The following is a 17,237-nucleotide window of genomic DNA, read 5'->3' as shown; positions in this document are numbered from 1 at the left end:
TCTCGTCTCCAATTGATCTTCAATCAGGCGCCAACGGGCAGACGTCGCTGGGACTCAGCCAGGATTTCCTGCGCCTTCAAAATGACCGGCCTGTCTACCATGCGACCGTCCACAGCAACGGCCGCGCCGTGGGATGCTGCTGCGCCTTCGACAACCCGGTGCGCCCATTCGACATCTTTCTCGCTGGGGATGAACGCGGCATTGACTGCGGTCACCTGCCTGGGATGAATACAAAGCTTGGCGCCGAAGCCGAGCCGCCTTGCACGGATCGTGTCGCGGGTGATCTGTTCGGGATCGTCGAGTGTGGTGCTGACCCCGTCTACCGGCGGCAGCAGGTTGCCGATGCGAGAGGCGAAGACGATCTGTGAGCGGAAGTACAGAAGCTGCTCATCGTCGCCGTCAATTCCGAGGTCGAGCTGGAAATCCACATTGCCGAATACGAGTCGGGTGGTCAGCCGGTGTTGGGCGATAGCGACCACATTCCGAAAACCCTGAGCGGTCTCGATCATCGGCAGGATGTCGGTCGGCTTGCCCGCGAACTCGCACAGGAAGATATCGTCGATGCGTTCCGTCTTGGGCAGCATGACGGCGGCGACGGATGGTGCACGACATACGGCGATGTCGTCGCGAAACCACTCGCTGTTCACATCATTTACCCGCACTGCCACCGGCGTACTGTTTGTCGAAAGCCACTCGGCGAGGGCCGCCCGCGCGATCTTCTTCTCAGTAGGAGGCACTGCATCTTCCAGATCGATAACGACCACATCGACACCCGACGCAGCCGCCTTGGCGAACCTGTCCGGTCGGTTGCCGGGAACGAAGAGATAGGAGCGGGGTGCAAGGTCAGCCATGTTGGGCCTCCAGTTTCGATTCGGGGAGCAGTTTGGGTACGACGGTTGCATCGGTAATCGTCCATACCGATGTGATTGAGCGCTTGAGTTCGTCTTCGGTGGCCGCATTGCCATACAAACCCAGCGTCATCGTTTTGTGCTCGAGTTCAGCGCGCGTGAGCGTATTGCCCGGATCGCCCTTGGGATCATCCACGCGGCCCTCGAAGGTGCGGCCATCCTTCGTCTGAACGATGACCTTCCCAATCCAACGTGACGGATAGGCCGTATCGACTTCAGGGTCGAGCACCATCGAGACTTTCTTGCAGAAGTGCGCGATCCTGCTTTCCTTGTAATGGCCGTCGAACTCACGCACACCCGCGTGGCCGAATTCCGCTACCAGAGCGAGCACGGTGCCCATGGAGAACTTTGCCTGATGGACCGTCTGAGGATCGGTTACCGGTCCAAGGACATCAATCGCAGCCTGGTGAACATGGGTCACCACCGTCTCGATGTCATCCGGCACGAGCTTCTCGCGCTGAATAACCTGCAGCAGAGCATCGGCCGCCGGATGAGTGTGCCGGCAGGAAGCGTGATACTTGAAAGACGTTTCGATCAGCGCCCATCGCTTGCCGAGGGCTTCGGCGAGTTTGTCCGGATGCGTTTGCGTGGACATGCCGGCTCCCATACCTTTCGCGCCCTCGAAGATGTCCTTCGCACCGGTGAAGCCGTCGGCCGCCAGGTAGGCAGCGAGAAGACCGTTCGCTGCGGCCTTGGCCGTGTGGAGTTGCTTGGAGTCTGCGGCGTCTTTCAAAAATTCCCAGAGTCCGGCTGCCTGGGTGCCGGCGGAGCCAAACGCATTCACCATCTGCTCGTCGCTCAATCGCAAAAGATTACCGACTGATGCTGCAGCCGCGATCGTCCCGACCGTACCGGTGGTATGAAAAATCTTGTAGTGCGACCGGCCGACGAATTCACCAACACGGATGCCCACTTCATAGCCTGCGACAGACGCTGCGATGAACTCTTTGCCACTTCTGCCAAGCGCTTGTGCGGCGGCCCACGCTGCGGGGAAGACGACGGTTGCCGGATGCAGGACCGAACTGTTGTGAAGGTCGTCCTGTTCAGCGAAGTGCGATGCTGCGGCGTTGATCATCGCCGCGAAGAGCGGGCTGGTCGTTCGGCGGGAGATCAGTACTTCGCAGGGACCGGACTGCGGCCCGAAATCGAATGCGTGCTTCTGGATCGACTCGACGGGTCGCGCTTCGCGGCCAGCCAGTGCTGATCCGAACCAGTCAAGGAAGAGGTCTTCCGTGCGTGCCACCACGTCCTTGGGGATCTGTTCAAACTTGAGATTGGCCGCAAACGAAGCAAGAATCTGGGTGTTGCTCATAACAGGCTTACCTTAACTGGGGGAGTTAGATCACGGCCGCTTCACGAAGCTCGCGGATGGCATGGGTCGAAAAGCCCAGTTCACTCAAAAGGGCTTCGGTGTGCTGGCCTAACGCGGGCACGGCGTCCAGTCGAACATCGGATGCTGTACTCATGCCTGGCGGCAGCAGGGCGGGAATGGAACCGGCAGGTGAGTCGATGTTCACCCAGCGATTGCGTTCCTTAAGCTGTGGATGCGACCACACGTCAGGCATATCATTCATTCGCGCATTGGCGATCTGCGCGCTATCCAGCCGACTGATGACTTCTTCCGAAGTCAGTTTGCTGAATGCGGCGACAATGATTTCGCGCAGTTCCTCGCGCGCTGCTACACGCTTCGAGTTGGAACTGAAACGAGGATCGATGGCGAGCTCGGGTTCCAGCAGAACCTGTGAGCAGAAGACACCCCATTCACGTTCGTTCTGCAATCCCAGCATGACTGTCTTTGCATCGCCGGCGGGGAAGGGGCCATAGGGGTAGATGGTCGCGTGAGCGGCGCCGGCACGAGGTGGCGGGGATGCGCCATCGAACGCGTAGTAGAGGGGGTACGTCATCCACTCCACCATGCTCTCGAGCATCGAGACATCGATTTCCCGTCCCACGCCGGTCTTCGATCGTTGCAGAAGCGCGGCGAGGATGTTCGTGTAGGCGTACATCCCTGCAGCGATGTCAGCAATGGAGCAGCCGGCTTTTGCCGGTGAGTCCGGGCCACCGGTAATCGACAGGAACCCGGACTCACTCTGGATCAGCAGGTCGTATGCCTTCTTGTCCCGATAGGGACCATCGGATCCGTAACCGGAGATGTTGCAGACAATCAGGCGGGGATACCTGTCACGCAACGCCTCATACGACAGCCCCAGTCGCGCCGCGGCGCCGGGTGCCAGGTTCTGCACCAGCACGTCGGTGTCCTCAAGCAGGCGCTCGAAAATATCCTGCGCTTGCGGGGCCTTGACGTCCAGCGTGAGGCTCTCCTTCGAGCGGTTGCACCATACGAAGTGCGAGGCCATCCCATGCACGCGCTCGTCGTAAGCGCGCGCGAAGTCGCCGACACCAGGGCGTTCGATCTTGATCACGCGTGCGCCAAGATCTGCAAGTTGACGGGTGCAAAATGGTGCTGCAATCGCGTGTTCGAGGGTGATGACCTTCACGCCGTCCAGCGGTTTCATGTCCGTCTCCTCAGAAAGAGCGCGGCAGTCCGAGCAGATGCTCGGCTACATACGAAAGAATGAGATTGGTCGAGATCGGCGCGACCTGATAGAGCCGTGTTTCGCGGAATTTGCGTTCGACGTCGTATTCGTTCGCAAACCCGAAGCCACCGTGGAACTGCAGGCAAGCGTTCGCGGCTTCCCACGAAGCGTCCGCGGCAAGCAGCTTGGCCATGTTGGCTTGCGCGCCGGCCGGTAGTTTGGCGTCGAAGAGCTCGCAGGCCTTATAGCGCATCAAGCTCGCCGCTTCGACGTTGACGTGCGCGCGAGCGATTGGAAACTGCACGCCCTGGTTTTGTCCGATCGGGCGACCGAAGACGACGCGTTCCTTGACGTACTTGCAGACCTTGTCGAGGAACCAGTACCCGTCGCCGATACATTCAGCGGCAATCAGTGTCCGCTCGGCATTCAGACCATCAAGGATGTATTTGAAGCCTTTGCCTTCCTCACCGATCAGGTTTTCGGCTGGAATTTCGAGGTTGTCGAAGAAGAGCTCGTTAGTCTCGTGATTCACCATGTTCGGGATAGGGCGGACTGTCATGCCTTGTTTGATCGCCTGATGCAGGTCGACCAGAAATATGGACATGCCCTCGGATTTCTTCGCGACCTGATCGATTGGTGTGGTTCGCGCGAGCAGAATCATCAGGTCGGAGTGTTGAACCCGCGAGATCCAAACCTTCTGTCCATTGACAACATAACGATCACCCTTGCGAACCGCAGTCGTCTTCAGTTTGGTGGTGTCGGTGCCGGTCGTCGGCTCGGTCACGCCCATCGACTGAAGCCGCAACTTTCCGCTGGCGATTTCCGGAAGGTACCTGGCCTTTTGCTCTGCCGAGCCGTGCCTAAGGAGTGTTCCCATGTTGTACATCTGTCCGTGACACGCGCCGGAATTGCCACCGCTGCGGTTGATCTCTTCCATGATCACCGAAGCTTCGGTCAGTCCGAGCCCTGAGCCGCCAAATTCCTGTGGAATAAGGGCAGCCAGCCAACCGGCGTCGGTCAGGGCTTGCACAAAGGTCTCCGGATAGGCTCGCTCCTCGTCGATCTTGCGGAAATACTCGGCGGGGAAGTTGGAACACAAATCGCGAACGGCTTCGCGAATGTCCTGATAGGGGTCAACGTTAGCCAGCACTTGTCTCTACTCCTCGGAGTTCATTTTTGAAAAACATACGCGGGTGCCGTGAGCGTCGCCTCAGCATCGACGCACAGCACGCCATCGGAATTGGCTGCCCAGAGCTTCACTTCGGCCGATCCGGGGGCGCGGGCTGCGTAGAGATGAAACGGGGCCTGGTCAAACAGCGGGTTGACCGCTTTGAACGAGAACGAAGCTATCGATTCACCGGGAAGGCTGCGCCGCACGAGATCGATCAACAATGTCGCAGTCAGCGGCCCGTGGACGACCAGCGCCGGATAGCCTTCCTGCTCCTGGGCATAAGTGCGGTCATAGTGAATGCGGTGTCCGTTGAAGGTATCGGCGGAGTAGCGAAAGAGCAGGACCGGGTCGGGCACGATCTCCCGCTTCCAGGTGAACTCCGCCGGCGCGACCGGGCCGGTTGCCGCGGTGTACGCAGTCGTCACGAACTCGCGGTACACGACGTCCTGTTCTTCAGAGACCAGTGGACCTTCGAGGTCTTCCAGTTCGTGACGCAGACGTACAAAAACGAGCTTTCCGGTGCGTCCTTCTTTGGCGGCTACGTCAAGAATTTGCGACGTCCTTGTGACTTCGCTGCCAACCACGAGTGGACGCTCGAACTGGACGCGGCTGCCCGCCCACATGCGTCTGGGCAGTGGCACCGGCGGCAGGAAACCCCCGCGTGTCGGATGTCCGTCCGCGCCGACCTGTGACTGCGAAACAATGTGAGGAAACAACGCCCAGTGCCACAGCGCAGGCAACGGAGAGCCGGCACGCGGGACGTCCTGATAGTTCAGCGTCGCAGCGAGTTGTTGCGCGAGACGTGGCGAGACGAATTCGCGTTCGGCCTGTGTGCGGCCGATCCAGGTGCGCAGGTAGTTGAGTTCAGCAGTCATGGGGGCGTCGGGTAGCGTCGTTCACGCTAGATTGACGCACCGGCCTGCTGACTACAATTTGTGTCTGGAGAAGAGGGCTTTAAACGCAGACTAACTGCTGACGTTCACGCCAGCTGGGGCTCATGATCGGTTTTGCACTTCTGCGTGAGGAGGTCGACCAGTTCCCGCGCGAAAGACGGCAACAGGTCGAGGTTGCGCACGCAGATCAGCAGATTGCGCGTCGCCCAGTCGTTCTCGATTTCAACGAGCCGGATGTTCATGGTTTTGACGTAGCGTATCGCTGACGAGCAAGGCAACACGCCGATCCCGACGTTAGCCTCGATCATTCGGCACAACGCTTCGAAGTTACCTACTTCAATTCGCACCTGAAGTTTCTTGTGCATGTCGCTTGCTACGCGGTTCAGAAAGGTATGAATCGCGCTAGCTTCGGGCATTCCGACGAAGTCAAACCCGCTTGCCTCTTCAAATGGAATGGACGTCTTTCTGGCGAGGGGGTGCGAATTCGAGACCGCCAATATGAGCCGGTCTGAGCGGTACGGCAGGACTTGCAGAGATTCGGGCCTGACATTGCCAGCGACTATCCCGACGTCCGCAGTGCCTTCACTGACTGCGCGCACCACGTCATGGCTCAACCGTTCGCGAAGCTCGACGTTTACGTCGGGGTGTTCGGCGAGAAAGTCACGCAGGTCGTTAGGTAGGAATTCAGTCGTAGCCGTGGTGTTCGCAAAGATTCGGACATGACCTTTGATGCCGCGCGCGTACTCCTGCATGTCGCCACGCAACTGTTCGAGCTGCGACAGGACGAGCCGGGCGTGGTGAAGGAACGCCTGACCCGGTGGCGTGAGAGTAACTCCCTGGCTGGTTCGATACAGCAGTTTGGCTCCTATGCTTTCTTCCAGATTTTTGATCCGGGTGCTCGCTGCGGGTACGGACATATGAAACCGCTCGGCACCCCGAGTCAAGCTATCCGTCTCAGCAATACATGTGATGAGACGAAGATCAACCAGATCGAAATGCATGGCCATGATACGTGCTCCGAATGAAGAGATGCCCCGTAGATCAAGTGTAGCAAATAGCAGAAATCCGCAAATCAGTATTTACGATGTTCTCAATCATATTTTCTAGAATCTCTATAGTGGCGGGCTATTGGAGATGGTTTGCGTGATCTGAATTTTTGTAATTATGCGAAACTCCGCAAAATTCAGGGCGACTAGATCAAGACCGGAACAATTTCGCGCTGGACAATCGGTTCAAGGTAGCTTGCAGCGCTCGTCAGGGCGGCAATGCAGCCCAAACCATTCAATCTGGAGAAAGCGATGTTGATTGCGCCGTTCAAAAACGAGCCGTTCGATTTGTTCGACACCGAAAGTGCCAAGGCAGACATGCAGCAGGCGCTGAAAAAAGTACGTGCTGAGTTTGGCCAGACCTATCCGCTAGTGATCAATGGCGAGCGCGTGCAGACCGAAGCGACACTCGTCTCGACGAATCCGTCGAATCCGGACGAGGTCGTGGGCTATACCGCCAAGGCGACGACGCGGCACGCGGACGCCGCGCTGGAAGCAGCCTGGGCGGCCTTCGAATCGTGGAAGCGTTGGAGCCAGGAAGATCGGTCGCGCGTCATGTTGAAGGCCGCGGCAATCATGCGCCGGCGCAAGCGCGAACTCGAGGCATGGCTGGTCTATGAAATCGGCAAGAACTATGTCGAAGCGAGCGCCGAAGTCGCGGAAATGATCGACTTCACCGAGTACTACGCACGTCAGGCGATCAAGCACGTCGGCGGCCTCGGCTCGCTGATTGATTACTCGGGTGAGGAGAACGAGAGCTTCTACATTCCGTTGGGCGTGGGTGTGACGATTTCGCCGTGGAATTTCCCGATGGCGTTGATGACCGGCATGACGGTCGGCGCGATCGTGGTGGGTAACACGGTTGTTTGCAAGCCTGCGGAAGATACGGTGGTGTCCCTCGCCAAGATCTTCGACATCTTCGCCGAAGCAGGTCTGCCGCCTGGCGTGGTGAATTATCTGCCGGGTACCGGACGCGAAATCGGGTCGTATCTGGTTGCCCATCCGAAGACGCGCTTCATCAACTTCACGGGCTCGCTCGCAACCGGCGCCCAGATCAACGAGTCCGCCGCAAAGCTTGTCGAAGGCCAGAAATGGTTCAAGCGGGTTTTCCTCGAGCTGGGTGGCAAGGACGCCATTCTAGTCGATGAAACGGCCAATCTCGATGACGCAGCGACTGCAGTGATCCAGGCGGCGTTCGGCTATTCCGGCCAGAAGTGTTCGGCCTGCTCGCGTCTGATTGTGGTGGATTCGGTCTATGACGCCTTGCTCGAGAAGGTCGTTGCGAAGACGAAGGAACTCGTTGTCAACGAAGCCAAGGATAATCCGAGTTTCGGTCCGGTGTGCAATGAGCTGCAGTACAAGAAGGTGCTGTCGTATATCGATATCGGTCATACCGAGGGCAAGCTGCTGACCGGCGGCAAGGCCGTGGAAAATGCAGCGGGCTATCTGATCGAGCCGACCATCTTCGGCGACGTGTCGCCCCGCGCGCGCATTGCACAAGAGGAGGTGTTCGGACCGTTCGTCGCCGCGATCCGCGTCAAGGATTTCGAGGAAGGTCTGGCCGTGGTCAATGACACGGTCTACGGGCTGACCGGTGCGCTCTTCTCGAACGACCGCAGCCGCATTGAACGAGCCCGCCGCGATTTCCACGTCGGCAATCTGTACTTCAACCGCAAGTGTACGGGCGCGCTGGTCGGTGTTCAGCCGTTCGGCGGCTTCAACCTCACGGGTACCGATACCAAGACGGGTGGTCCCGACTACCTTCTGCAGTTCCTGCAAATGAAGGCAGTGGCTGAACGTCTGTAAGCGTGCGTGTTTCGGGGCGCCACCGACAGGCGACCCCGGTTCACACGGTAGGCTTTTCAAACAAACGGGATGAACACAATGGGCTTCATTGCAGACCGCATTGGCCAGATCGCCCCTGCGCAGACGATGGCAATGGCAGCAAAAGCGGCAGAACTGCGCCGTGCCGGGAAGAACGTCATTTCCCTGTCGCAAGGCGAACCAGACTTTCACACGCCCGAGAATATCCAGGCGGCGGCGGTTCGTGCGATGCGTGAAGGCAAGACACGCTACACGGAGGCCGCGGGTATTCGGGAGTTGCGCGAGGCGATCGTCGCGAAACTGAAGCACGACAATGGAGTCGACTACCCGGTGGATGGAGTCAGCGTGTCCGTCGGTGCGAAGCAGGCGATTTTCGCGGCCTTTTTCGCGACTCTTAACCCGGGCGATGAAGTGATCATGCCCGCGCCGTGCTGGGTCTCCTATCCGGAGATCGTCAAAATGGCGAGCGGCACGCCAATCGTCGTGGCGTGCGACGAAGCGGCAGGCTTCAAACTGACGGCTGCTCAGTTGGAGACGTCGATCACGCCGCGCACCAAGTGGCTGATGCTGAATTCGCCATCGAATCCGACCGGGGCGGTTTACTCGGTTGAGGAACTCCGCAGCATCGCAGAAGTACTGCGTCGACATCCCCATGTCTGGGTGCTGTCGGACGACATCTACGAAAAGCTCATCTATACCGGAAGCCCATTCGTCAATATCCTGAATGTGGCGCCAGAGTTGCAGGAGCGGACGCTCATCATCAACGGTGTGTCCAAGGTGTACTCGATGACAGGCTGGCGGATCGGCTATTCCGCCGGACCGGCTGCGCTCATCCGCGCCATGAATCTCGTGCAAGGCCAGATTGTCACCAGTGCGTCATCGGTGTCGCAATACGCAGCGATCGAAGCGCTGACGGGGGATCAGTCATTCGTAGAGACATCGCGATCGGCTTTCGACGAACGCCGGAAGCTTGTGGTCAAAACGCTGAGTGACATACCGGCACTCCACAGTAACGAGCCCGAGGGCGCCTTTTATGCTTTTGTCGGCTGCCATGGTGTCATTGGAAGCCGTACGCCGAGCGGCAGGCTTCTGGAAAATGACCAGGACTTTGTCATGTACCTGTTGGAAGAGGCGAACGTGGCGGTGGTTTCGGGTTCTGGTTTTCTGCTTTCGCCGTACTTCAGACTCTCTTATGCCGCATCACTCGACGACTTGAACGAAGCGCTGAGCCGGATTCGCGCCGCGTGTCAAAGCCTCGAAACTGTAGCGGTCTGATAGTCTGTTATCCACATACTGCTCGGCTCTCAGGAGCCTAACGAGCCTTCGAAGGTAAATCATGAACGAAAGGATTGTCATCACGGGCGGTGGTGCAATTGGTTGTTCAATCGCGTATTTCCTCAGCCTCCGGAAGACGCCAGGACGTGAGATCTGGGTGATCGAAAAAGATCCGACTTACAGAATCGCGTCATCGTCGCTCTCGGCCAGCTCGATCCGGCAGCAGTTTTCAACGCCCATCTGCATTCAGTTATCGCAATTCGGCTACGAATTCTTCTCCTCCTGCGAGCGGGAGAAGGCGCGGTACGGTGCGGGTGTCGATCTGGTGGATTGCGGCTATCTGTTCGTGGGCAATGCGCAGCAGGAGAGCGTGCTCCGTCGGCGCAGCTCAGTCGCCAGATCGTTAGGGGTCGAGCTGCAGGAACATTCCGCTGAAGCGTTGCGGCAGCGATACCCGTGGATGAACGTCAGCGATCTGACTTATGCCGTTGAAGGCCTTGCAGGTGAGGGCTGGTTCGATGGCTACAGTGTCATGCAGTGGTTCAGAAACCGTGCGAGAGAGGCGGGCGTTCATTTCGCCACGGGTGAAGCGGCGGCCTACCGTACACGCGGAAACCGGATCACCCATGTCGAACTGACGGATGGGCGGGAAATCTCCGGGGACACGTTCGTGAATGCTGGCGGAGCGTGGTGCGCGCCTCTTGCAAAGAGTGTAGACGTCGATCTGCCGGTTCGGCCGAGACGGCGTTCGGCATTCGTCGTGTCATGTCCGACGCCGATCCCGGATATGCCGATATTGATCGATACGTCTGGTGTGTACCTGCGCAGGGAGCAGAACCATTTCCTGTGCAGCGTCTCGCCTTCGGCGGAGATGGATCTGGATAACCTGCCGCTCGACGTGCAGTTTTCCGAGTTTGACGAGATCATCTGGCCGACGCTGGCAGAGCGGATCCCTGCGTTTGAAGCGCTACGCGTGGAGCACGCATGGGCTGGCTACTACGAATACAACATCCTTGACCAGAACGGCATCGTCGGTCAGTCGGGCCCGGAAAACTCGTTTGTGGCGGCCGGTTTCAGCGGTCACGGCATGATGCACAGTCCGGGCGTCGGTCGTGCAATGGCTGAACTGTTGACTTTCGGCGAGTACAGAACTTTGGACCTCTCGCCGCTATCGCCAGCGCGGCTCACTTCGGGCCAACTTGTGATCGAAGAGGGCGTTTACTAGCACCAGGCCGGCGGCTGATCAGTGTGGATGCAGGCCACGCCCTCGTGCGTTTCGATACTGTCGGGGCGTGAGGTGCGTGGCGGACTTGAACTGCCGTGTAAACGCGCTGTGGTCCGCGTAGCCGCAGTCCGTCGCGATATCCGTAATGCTATGGTCAGTCGTTTCGAGCAGCTTGCACGCGTGGTCGATCCGTAATTTCATCAGCAGTTGCTTGGGCGTCAGATGAAACACTTCACGGGTCAGGCGTTCCAACGTGTCGACAGAGATGGAGGCGCGTTCCGCCGCCTCAGTGACCAGGATGTTCTGTCCGAGGTTCTGTTCCAGATAATCCAGATATTCCAGTAAGCGGCGATAACCGTGATGCCGTTCGTCGGGGCGAGGCAGATCGCGCGAGATGCCGATCAGTCCGATCGCTTGCCCGTCTTCGTTGAGAACTGGAAACTTGGAGCTGAGGCACCAGTATCGATGCCCCGACCCTGACGAGTAGAGGCGCAGGCGATCGACAATCGGAGACTGGGTTTCGATAACGTTCAGATCTTGCGCATTGGTGCTTGCACCGGTCACGGGAAATAGCTGGTCGGCCGTCTGGCCAATGACATCGTCGCGCGCCATCCCACTTCGGTTGATGAGCGTTTGATTAACCGAAAGGTAGCGCGCCTGGGCGTCCTTGATGTAATAGAGCACGTCCGGAAAACAATCGAAGACGCGCTCGAGCATCTCGGGCTGCCGGTCCAGCTGTCGAAAGACCTCCACCAACATATCGGAATAGGCCTTGGCGGGCATAAGGGGATCAGCGCAAAGTCACAGTGATCCCGATTGTACAGGGGGTGTAATCCGGGGCGGGAGCGAAGAAAGCGGTGGGGCAGCAGCTAGCCGCTCCACCGCTTTTCTGCAGGAGTCCGCGCCTCGGCTCTTATTGGCTGGCGTGCGCCTTGGCGCCGAGCAATGCTTCACGGAAACGGCTTCGCAGGTACGGACCGTCACGTGGGGGGAGGGCGGTCGGTTCGGGGTCGGTTCCGACCTTTACCGTGGCGAGCACAGGACCCGACGCCTTCAGAATGACGTCGACATACTCCTCGAGCTCGCCCTCGGCGTAGATCGTCGTCGCCTTTTCGAACCCGGCCGCGCGCGCGATTGCCGTGATGTCGACGCCGCGCCCCGCGTGGGCCAACTGCATGCCCGTTTCCGCGTAGTGTTCGTTGTCGATCACGACGATCGAGAGATTGGCCGGCCGATCAACGCCTACGGTCGCGAGCGACCCGAGGCCCATCATCATTTCACCGTCGCCAACGAACACGATCACGCGCTTCTCAGGTTGTGCGAGCGCAATGCCGAGCCCAAAGGAAACGGCTCCGCCCATCGCACCCCAAAGGTAGAAGTTCTGTGGCGTGTCGCCGGCGGCGGCCACATCGAACGTCGGATTGCCAAGGCTGGTTACTGCCAGAACGTCCTGCTGCCGATCGCGGAGAATCCGCTTCACCGTCAGTCGACGGTTCAGGGGCGTCGTCTGCTGAGTCATGTTCGTGCTCACTTGTTAAAGTTTTTGGTGCCGATAACGCGCTGTCCGATCAGGACAGCGACCATCCGGGAGGTGTTGTAGCCAAAATTCAGTGCGGCGCGCACGGTCTCAGGGACGTCGGCGGGATCATCCGCGCGGTAGACATAAACGCCGGCCGATTCGAGGGCTTCCTGGGTCGATTTGCCCATGGCGACCTGCCAGGGATTGAATTCGCCCCACTCTCCACGCATCGTGACCAGCATCACGATGGGCATGCGGCATTCGTGTTGCAGCGAGAGCATGTTGATGCAGTTGCCCACTCCGCTTGACTGCAGCAGCAGTACGCCGCGCTGGCCACCGACCCATGCGCCGCCCATCATGGCCACCCCTTCTTCTTCGGTGGTCAGCGAAACCGCATGGATTTCGGCGTCTGCTTCACAGAGTTCGATAAGACGTTTGTGCCCCGCATCAGGCACGTATGCCACTTGCCGCACGTCGGCGGCTTTGAAGTGCTCGAAGATTGTTTCCGGCCAGTTGACTGACATGATGACGAGTTTTGGTAGGTTGATGAAAACGGGTAGCCGTCGCGCCAAGCAGGGCTGGTCGATTGCCGTGCTTTGATGAGTGATAGCGTGCATCAGCAAAAGTCGTCGCTCAATTACTGATTGCGGAAGACACGTTTAGGCTGGGGTTAACGGGATTTGTCGATGCGGATTCACGCGCAGATCCTTTCCGGTTTGGCTTGCGCGTGCATTCGAGCGGCTGAAATGCGGCGTTCCAGAATGCCGAATTCCAACCCTTGGTTTGAGTGAGCACACTAGCGTGCAAACCGATTGGAGAGGGAACCATGAAGATTGTTGTGCCAGTCAAGAGAGTGGTCGATTACAACGTGAAGGTCCGGGTCAAGTCGGACGGCACGGGTGTCGATATCGCGAACGTGAAGATGTCCATGAATCCGTTCGACGAAATCGCGGTTGAAGAAGCCGTGCGTCTGCGGGAAGCGGGTGTGGCGACAGAAGTGATCGCCGTGTCGGCAGGGGTGACGCAGTCGCAGGAAACGCTGCGTACGGCGCTGGCGATCGGCGCGGACCGCGCGATCCTGATCGAGTCGAACGAACATCTGCAGCCGCTGGGCGTCGCCAAGCTGCTCAAGGCGCTGGTCGACAAGGAGCAGCCGCAACTGGTGATCCTCGGCAAGCAGGCCATCGACGACGATTCGAACCAGACCGGCCAGATGCTGGCTGCGCTGGCTAACCTGCCGCAAGTCACGTTCGCCTCGAAGGTGGTCGTCGCTGACGGCAAGGCAACGGTGTCGCGCGAAGTCGACGGCGGTGCTGAAACGCTGTCGTTGACGCTGCCCGCTGTGATCACGACCGATCTGCGTCTGAACGAGCCGCGCTACGTGACGCTGCCGAACATCATGAAGGCGAAGAAGAAGCCGCTGGAAACGATCAAACCGGAAGATCTGGGTGTCGACGTTACGCCGCGCCTGAAGACGCTGAAGGTTGTCGAGCCGCCGAAGCGCTCCGCCGGTGTGAAGGTGCCGGATGTGAAGACGCTGGTCGAGAAGCTGAAGACCGAAGCCAAGGTGCTGTAAGGAGACGGACGAAATGACGAACCTGGTAATTGCAGAACACGACAATGCGTCGATCAAGGCCGCGACGCTGAATACGATTGCAGCCGCGCAGAAGATTGGTGGCGATATTCACGTGCTGGTGGCAGGTCACAACGCGCAGGCCGCAGCGGATGCCGCAGCGAAGATCGCAGGCGTGAGCAAGGTGTTGCTGGCTGATGCGCCGCAACTCGAGGCAGGCCTGGCAGAAAACGTTGAAGCGACGGTGATGAACATCGCGAAGGACTATTGGCACATCCTCACGCCGGCGACTGCTTACGGTAAAAACATCGCACCGCGTATCGCCGCGAAGCTGGACGTCGCACAGATCAGCGACATTACCGCAGTGGACAGCGCAGATACGTTCGAGCGTCCGATCTACGCAGGCAACGCAATCGCTACGGTGCAATCGGCTGACCCGATCAAGGTCATCACGGTCCGCTTGACCGGTTTCGACGCAGTGGCAGCAGAAGGCGGCAGTGCAACGGTCGAGAAGATCGAAGCCGCAGCCGACACCGGTCGTTCGCAATTGGTGAGCCGCGAAGTGACGAAGCTGGATCGTCCGGAACTGACCTCGGCGAAGATCATCGTCTCGGGTGGCCGGGGTCTCGGCAACGGCGAGAACTATACCAAGGTTCTCGAGCCGCTGGCTGACAAGCTGAACGCAGCGCTGGGCGCATCGCGCGCGGCAGTCGATGCAGGCTTCGTGCCGAACGACTATCAGGTCGGCCAGACCGGCAAGATCGTCGCGCCGCAACTGTACGTGGCAGTCGGCATCTCAGGCGCGATCCAGCATCTGGCCGGGATGAAAGACTCGAAGGTGATCGTCGCGATCAACAAGGATCCGGAAGCGCCGATTTTCAGCGTCGCCGATTACGGTCTGGTGGGCGATCTGTTCACGGTCGTGCCGGAGTTCGAGGCGGCATTGTCCTGAGTGTAGTGCGAAGACAGGTCAACGTGTGAAGAGGGGACCGGTGAGCAATCTGAGTGAGATGGGACATGTCCGAGCGGAGGCAGCCTTGGCCGCTAACGCCGAGGATGCCTCCATTTGGCGGTGGTTTGCTCCGCTCCTTGAAGAGAGGAGAATTCGGTGGTGCTGCAGTGGCGACCGTTGGCTCGTGAGCGTCGATAACAGGCACGTTGCTACGGATACCAGCTTTGACAATGCTATCCGCATCGCAAGGGACGCCACGCAACGATCAAAACAAACACTATCGCAAAGGGCCGCGGCGGGGGCCACGCATTGCTCGATACAAAAAGAGGGCCTCTTCGGTTCCGGGAAGGGCTGAGGCGGTTCCCGACTTTCGACTGTGCGAAAACAAATCCAGCTGTTTACCGATCCAGAGGAAGGAAGCCGCGCAATGTTAAGTGTCCTCTGCTTGGCTGAGAGCGTCCGCTCACTGACTTCAGGCAGCCGTTCGACCTGATTTCATAAAGGGCTGCTCAGGACCCGCTCGAGTCATTTGAGATACCCGCTCTGGACGCTTGGCGTACGAAAAAATCCGGATCCTGAGGGCGCACCCCATGACGCACGCACGAGATTGAAAATCCGACGTGCATCAAGATGCACCCCTATCGCTAACTCTCGTCCGACTTCGCTATCCTTTCCCGATACCGCGTCCTTGTCCGCGCTACGCGCGTGGTACGCGGGCGTTGGCTCGCGCGAGGCGCTCGAGCGCTATTGCCCGCAGGCGCTCGAAGGCGGCCAGTCGGCGCGCGGCGTGATCGGCCGGATTCGTCGGCAGCTCGCCAGTTTCGCCCTCAGCCGGCATCGCGCCGATCTGGCCCGGCTGTTTCAGTGCGCGGTGAGCGAACGGACCCGTTACCGCAAGGCCGCGACCCGTACGCTGGACATCCTGCCGGCGCTTGCGGTCCCGCAACCGCAGGTGAGCGATCCGATCGGTGCCTGGCTGTCGCCTCGCGTTGTCCCCGTGCTGCATCAGTATGGCATCCGAACGCTAGCCGATTTGACGGTGCGCATCCCCCGACGCCGGCGCTGGCGGCGCACGATTCCCGGACTCGGTGTGCGCAACGCACATCATATTGAAACCTTCTTTGCAGCCCACCCGGCGCTAACCGAAAGCGCCCGCGCGCTGATCGTGATGACGACGCCGGAGTTCGTGGTGCCGTGGGAAAGCATTCGCGTGCCGCACGAAGTTGACGGTTCGCGCGGCGCCTTCCGCGCACCGAAGCCGATGTGTGCACTCGAAGCCGATAACGACTATCAGGCGATCAGCGCTTGGCTCGAACGACACGAGGCCGTCGAAACGCAGCGCGCCTATCGTCGTGAAGCCGAGCGCCTGCTGCTCTGGGCGATCGTTGAGCGCGGCAAGGCGCTGTCTTCGCTGACCAGCGAGGATGCGACCGCTTATCGTGCTTTCCTGCGTCACCCCACACCGAAAGTCCGCTGGATCGCCCCGTCTCGGCCGCGATCGTTGCCGGAATGGCGTCCCTTCACGGGAGCGCTGTCGCCAGATTCCATCGCCTACGCGCTGTCGGTGCTCGGCGCGATGTTCCGCTGGCTGATCGAACAACGCTACGTGCTGACGAATCCGTTCGCGGGCCTCAAGGTACGCGGCGCGCAGCGCACTGGTCAACTGGACATCTCGCGCGCCTTCACCGCCGGCGAATGGGAACTTATCCGGACGCTTGCCGACGGGCTGGAGTGGTCGCATGGCTGGACGGTGCCTGCCGCGCAGCGCCTGCGCTTCCTGCTCGACTTCGGTTACGCGACCGGCCTGCGCGCAGGCGAGCTGGTCGGCGTGGTGCTCGGCGGCATCATAAACGGCACGCACGGCGAGCAGTGGCTTCACCTCACCGGTAAGGGTGCGAAGGCCGGCAAGGTGGTATTACCGCCGCTCGCGCGCTTTGCGTTGGACCAGTACCTGATGCAGCGCGGTCTGCCTGTGAGTCCCGCACGCTGGGCACCGGATACGCCGCTGCTTGGCCATCTCGATGAACCCGGCGGCATCACCACACCGCGCCTGAGGGAGGTGCTGCGCCGGTTCTTCCGGACCGCTGCCGACGCCATCCAGGCCGACCATCCCGCGCTCGCCGACAAGCTGCAGCGAGCGACGCCACACTGGTTGCGGCATACGCACGCGACACACGCACTGGCCAACGGTGCGACACTAACGACCGTGCGCGACAACCTGCGTCACGCGTCAATCACGACCACCTCGATCTACCTGGACGACGACGAAGTCCAGCGTACCCGGCAGATCGAGCGGATTTTTACGCGACGATAG

The 17,237-nt window shown here is 59.7% G+C and carries 15 protein-coding genes; 6 read left to right on the top strand and 9 right to left on the bottom strand.

Annotation, left to right across the window (positions count from 1 at the left end; genetic code table 11):
• Positions 1-23: 23 nt before the first annotated feature.
• The 6 genes from AC3WOG_RS31955 to AC3WOG_RS31930 form a co-directional block, all read right to left on the bottom strand.
• On the bottom strand, positions 24-851 hold the full coding sequence (locus AC3WOG_RS31955) for an HpcH/HpaI aldolase/citrate lyase family protein (protein ID WP_492581764.1): 828 nt from the start codon (positions 849-851) through the stop codon (positions 24-26).
• The gene (locus AC3WOG_RS31950; protein ID WP_492581763.1) at positions 844-2,220 is read right to left on the bottom strand and encodes an MmgE/PrpD family protein; all 1,377 of its coding nucleotides are present in this window, start codon (positions 2,218-2,220) and stop codon (positions 844-846) included. Before AC3WOG_RS31950 ends, AC3WOG_RS31955 begins: the two co-directional genes overlap by 8 nt.
• A 25-nt stretch (positions 2,221-2,245) precedes the next feature.
• Entirely contained in the window at positions 2,246-3,424 is a 1,179-nt protein-coding gene (locus AC3WOG_RS31945; protein ID WP_492581762.1) for a CaiB/BaiF CoA transferase family protein, read from the bottom strand.
• Between the two features lie 10 nt (positions 3,425-3,434).
• Positions 3,435-4,595: an acyl-CoA dehydrogenase family protein gene (locus AC3WOG_RS31940; protein ID WP_492581761.1), complete on the bottom strand. Its 1,161-nt coding sequence runs from the start codon at positions 4,593-4,595 to the stop codon at positions 3,435-3,437.
• 20 nt (positions 4,596-4,615) lie between these two features.
• On the bottom strand, positions 4,616-5,491 hold the full coding sequence (locus AC3WOG_RS31935; RefSeq protein ID WP_492581760.1) for an HTD2 family dehydratase: 876 nt from the start codon (positions 5,489-5,491) through the stop codon (positions 4,616-4,618).
• Between the two features lie 104 nt (positions 5,492-5,595).
• A complete protein-coding gene (locus tag AC3WOG_RS31930) occupies positions 5,596-6,510 on the bottom strand; it encodes a LysR substrate-binding domain-containing protein (RefSeq protein ID WP_492582519.1) in 915 nt (304 codons plus the stop codon).
• A gap of 297 nt (positions 6,511-6,807) precedes the next feature.
• Between AC3WOG_RS31930 and pruA the strand changes: the two genes are divergently transcribed.
• The 3 genes from pruA (at position 6,808) to AC3WOG_RS31915 (ending at position 10,879) form a co-directional block, all read left to right on the top strand.
• Positions 6,808-8,361, top strand: a complete 1,554-nt coding sequence (gene pruA, locus AC3WOG_RS31925) for an L-glutamate gamma-semialdehyde dehydrogenase (RefSeq protein ID WP_492581759.1) — start codon at positions 6,808-6,810, stop codon at positions 8,359-8,361.
• 78 nt (positions 8,362-8,439) lie between these two features.
• Complete coding sequence (locus tag AC3WOG_RS31920) at positions 8,440-9,654, top strand: pyridoxal phosphate-dependent aminotransferase (RefSeq protein WP_492581758.1); 1,215 nt, start codon at positions 8,440-8,442, stop codon at positions 9,652-9,654.
• A gap of 61 nt (positions 9,655-9,715) precedes the next feature.
• Positions 9,716-10,879 carry an NAD(P)/FAD-dependent oxidoreductase gene (locus tag AC3WOG_RS31915; protein WP_492581757.1) on the top strand — a complete coding sequence of 388 codons (1,164 nt, stop codon included), beginning with the start codon at positions 9,716-9,718 and terminating at the stop codon, positions 10,877-10,879.
• Positions 10,880-10,897: 18 nt separating this feature from the next.
• On the opposite strand, the gene AC3WOG_RS31910 is transcribed toward AC3WOG_RS31915, so the two are convergent.
• The 3 genes from AC3WOG_RS31910 to AC3WOG_RS31900 all read right to left on the bottom strand — a co-directional run bounded on the left by AC3WOG_RS31910 (position 10,898) and on the right by AC3WOG_RS31900 (position 12,922).
• Entirely contained in the window at positions 10,898-11,662 is a 765-nt protein-coding gene (locus AC3WOG_RS31910; protein WP_492581756.1) for a helix-turn-helix domain-containing protein, read from the bottom strand.
• A gap of 130 nt (positions 11,663-11,792) precedes the next feature.
• Positions 11,793-12,398 carry a thiamine pyrophosphate-dependent enzyme gene (locus AC3WOG_RS31905; RefSeq protein WP_492581755.1) on the bottom strand — a complete coding sequence of 202 codons (606 nt, stop codon included), beginning with the start codon at positions 12,396-12,398 and terminating at the stop codon, positions 11,793-11,795.
• An 8-nt stretch (positions 12,399-12,406) separates the two neighbouring features.
• Positions 12,407-12,922 (bottom strand): thiamine pyrophosphate-binding protein, encoded by a 516-nt coding sequence (locus AC3WOG_RS31900; RefSeq protein WP_200620161.1) that lies wholly within the window; start codon positions 12,920-12,922, stop codon positions 12,407-12,409.
• Positions 12,923-13,224: 302 nt separating this feature from the next.
• Here AC3WOG_RS31900 and AC3WOG_RS31895 point away from each other — a divergent pair, with 302 nt between their 5' ends.
• From AC3WOG_RS31895 to AC3WOG_RS31885, 3 genes are all read left to right on the top strand, one after another.
• Entirely contained in the window at positions 13,225-13,974 is a 750-nt protein-coding gene (locus AC3WOG_RS31895; RefSeq protein WP_492581754.1) for an electron transfer flavoprotein subunit beta/FixA family protein, read from the top strand.
• A 13-nt stretch (positions 13,975-13,987) separates the two neighbouring features.
• Positions 13,988-14,923, top strand: a complete 936-nt coding sequence (locus AC3WOG_RS31890) for an electron transfer flavoprotein subunit alpha/FixB family protein (protein ID WP_492581753.1) — start codon at positions 13,988-13,990, stop codon at positions 14,921-14,923.
• A 640-nt stretch (positions 14,924-15,563) separates the two neighbouring features.
• Entirely contained in the window at positions 15,564-17,237 is a 1,674-nt protein-coding gene (locus AC3WOG_RS31885; RefSeq protein WP_492582518.1) for a site-specific integrase, read from the top strand.

Source organism: Paraburkholderia sp. FW306-02-B (assembly GCF_058782725.1).
The sequence above is the reverse complement of the archived record's forward strand: the minus strand, read 5'-3'. Positions and strand labels throughout refer to the sequence as shown.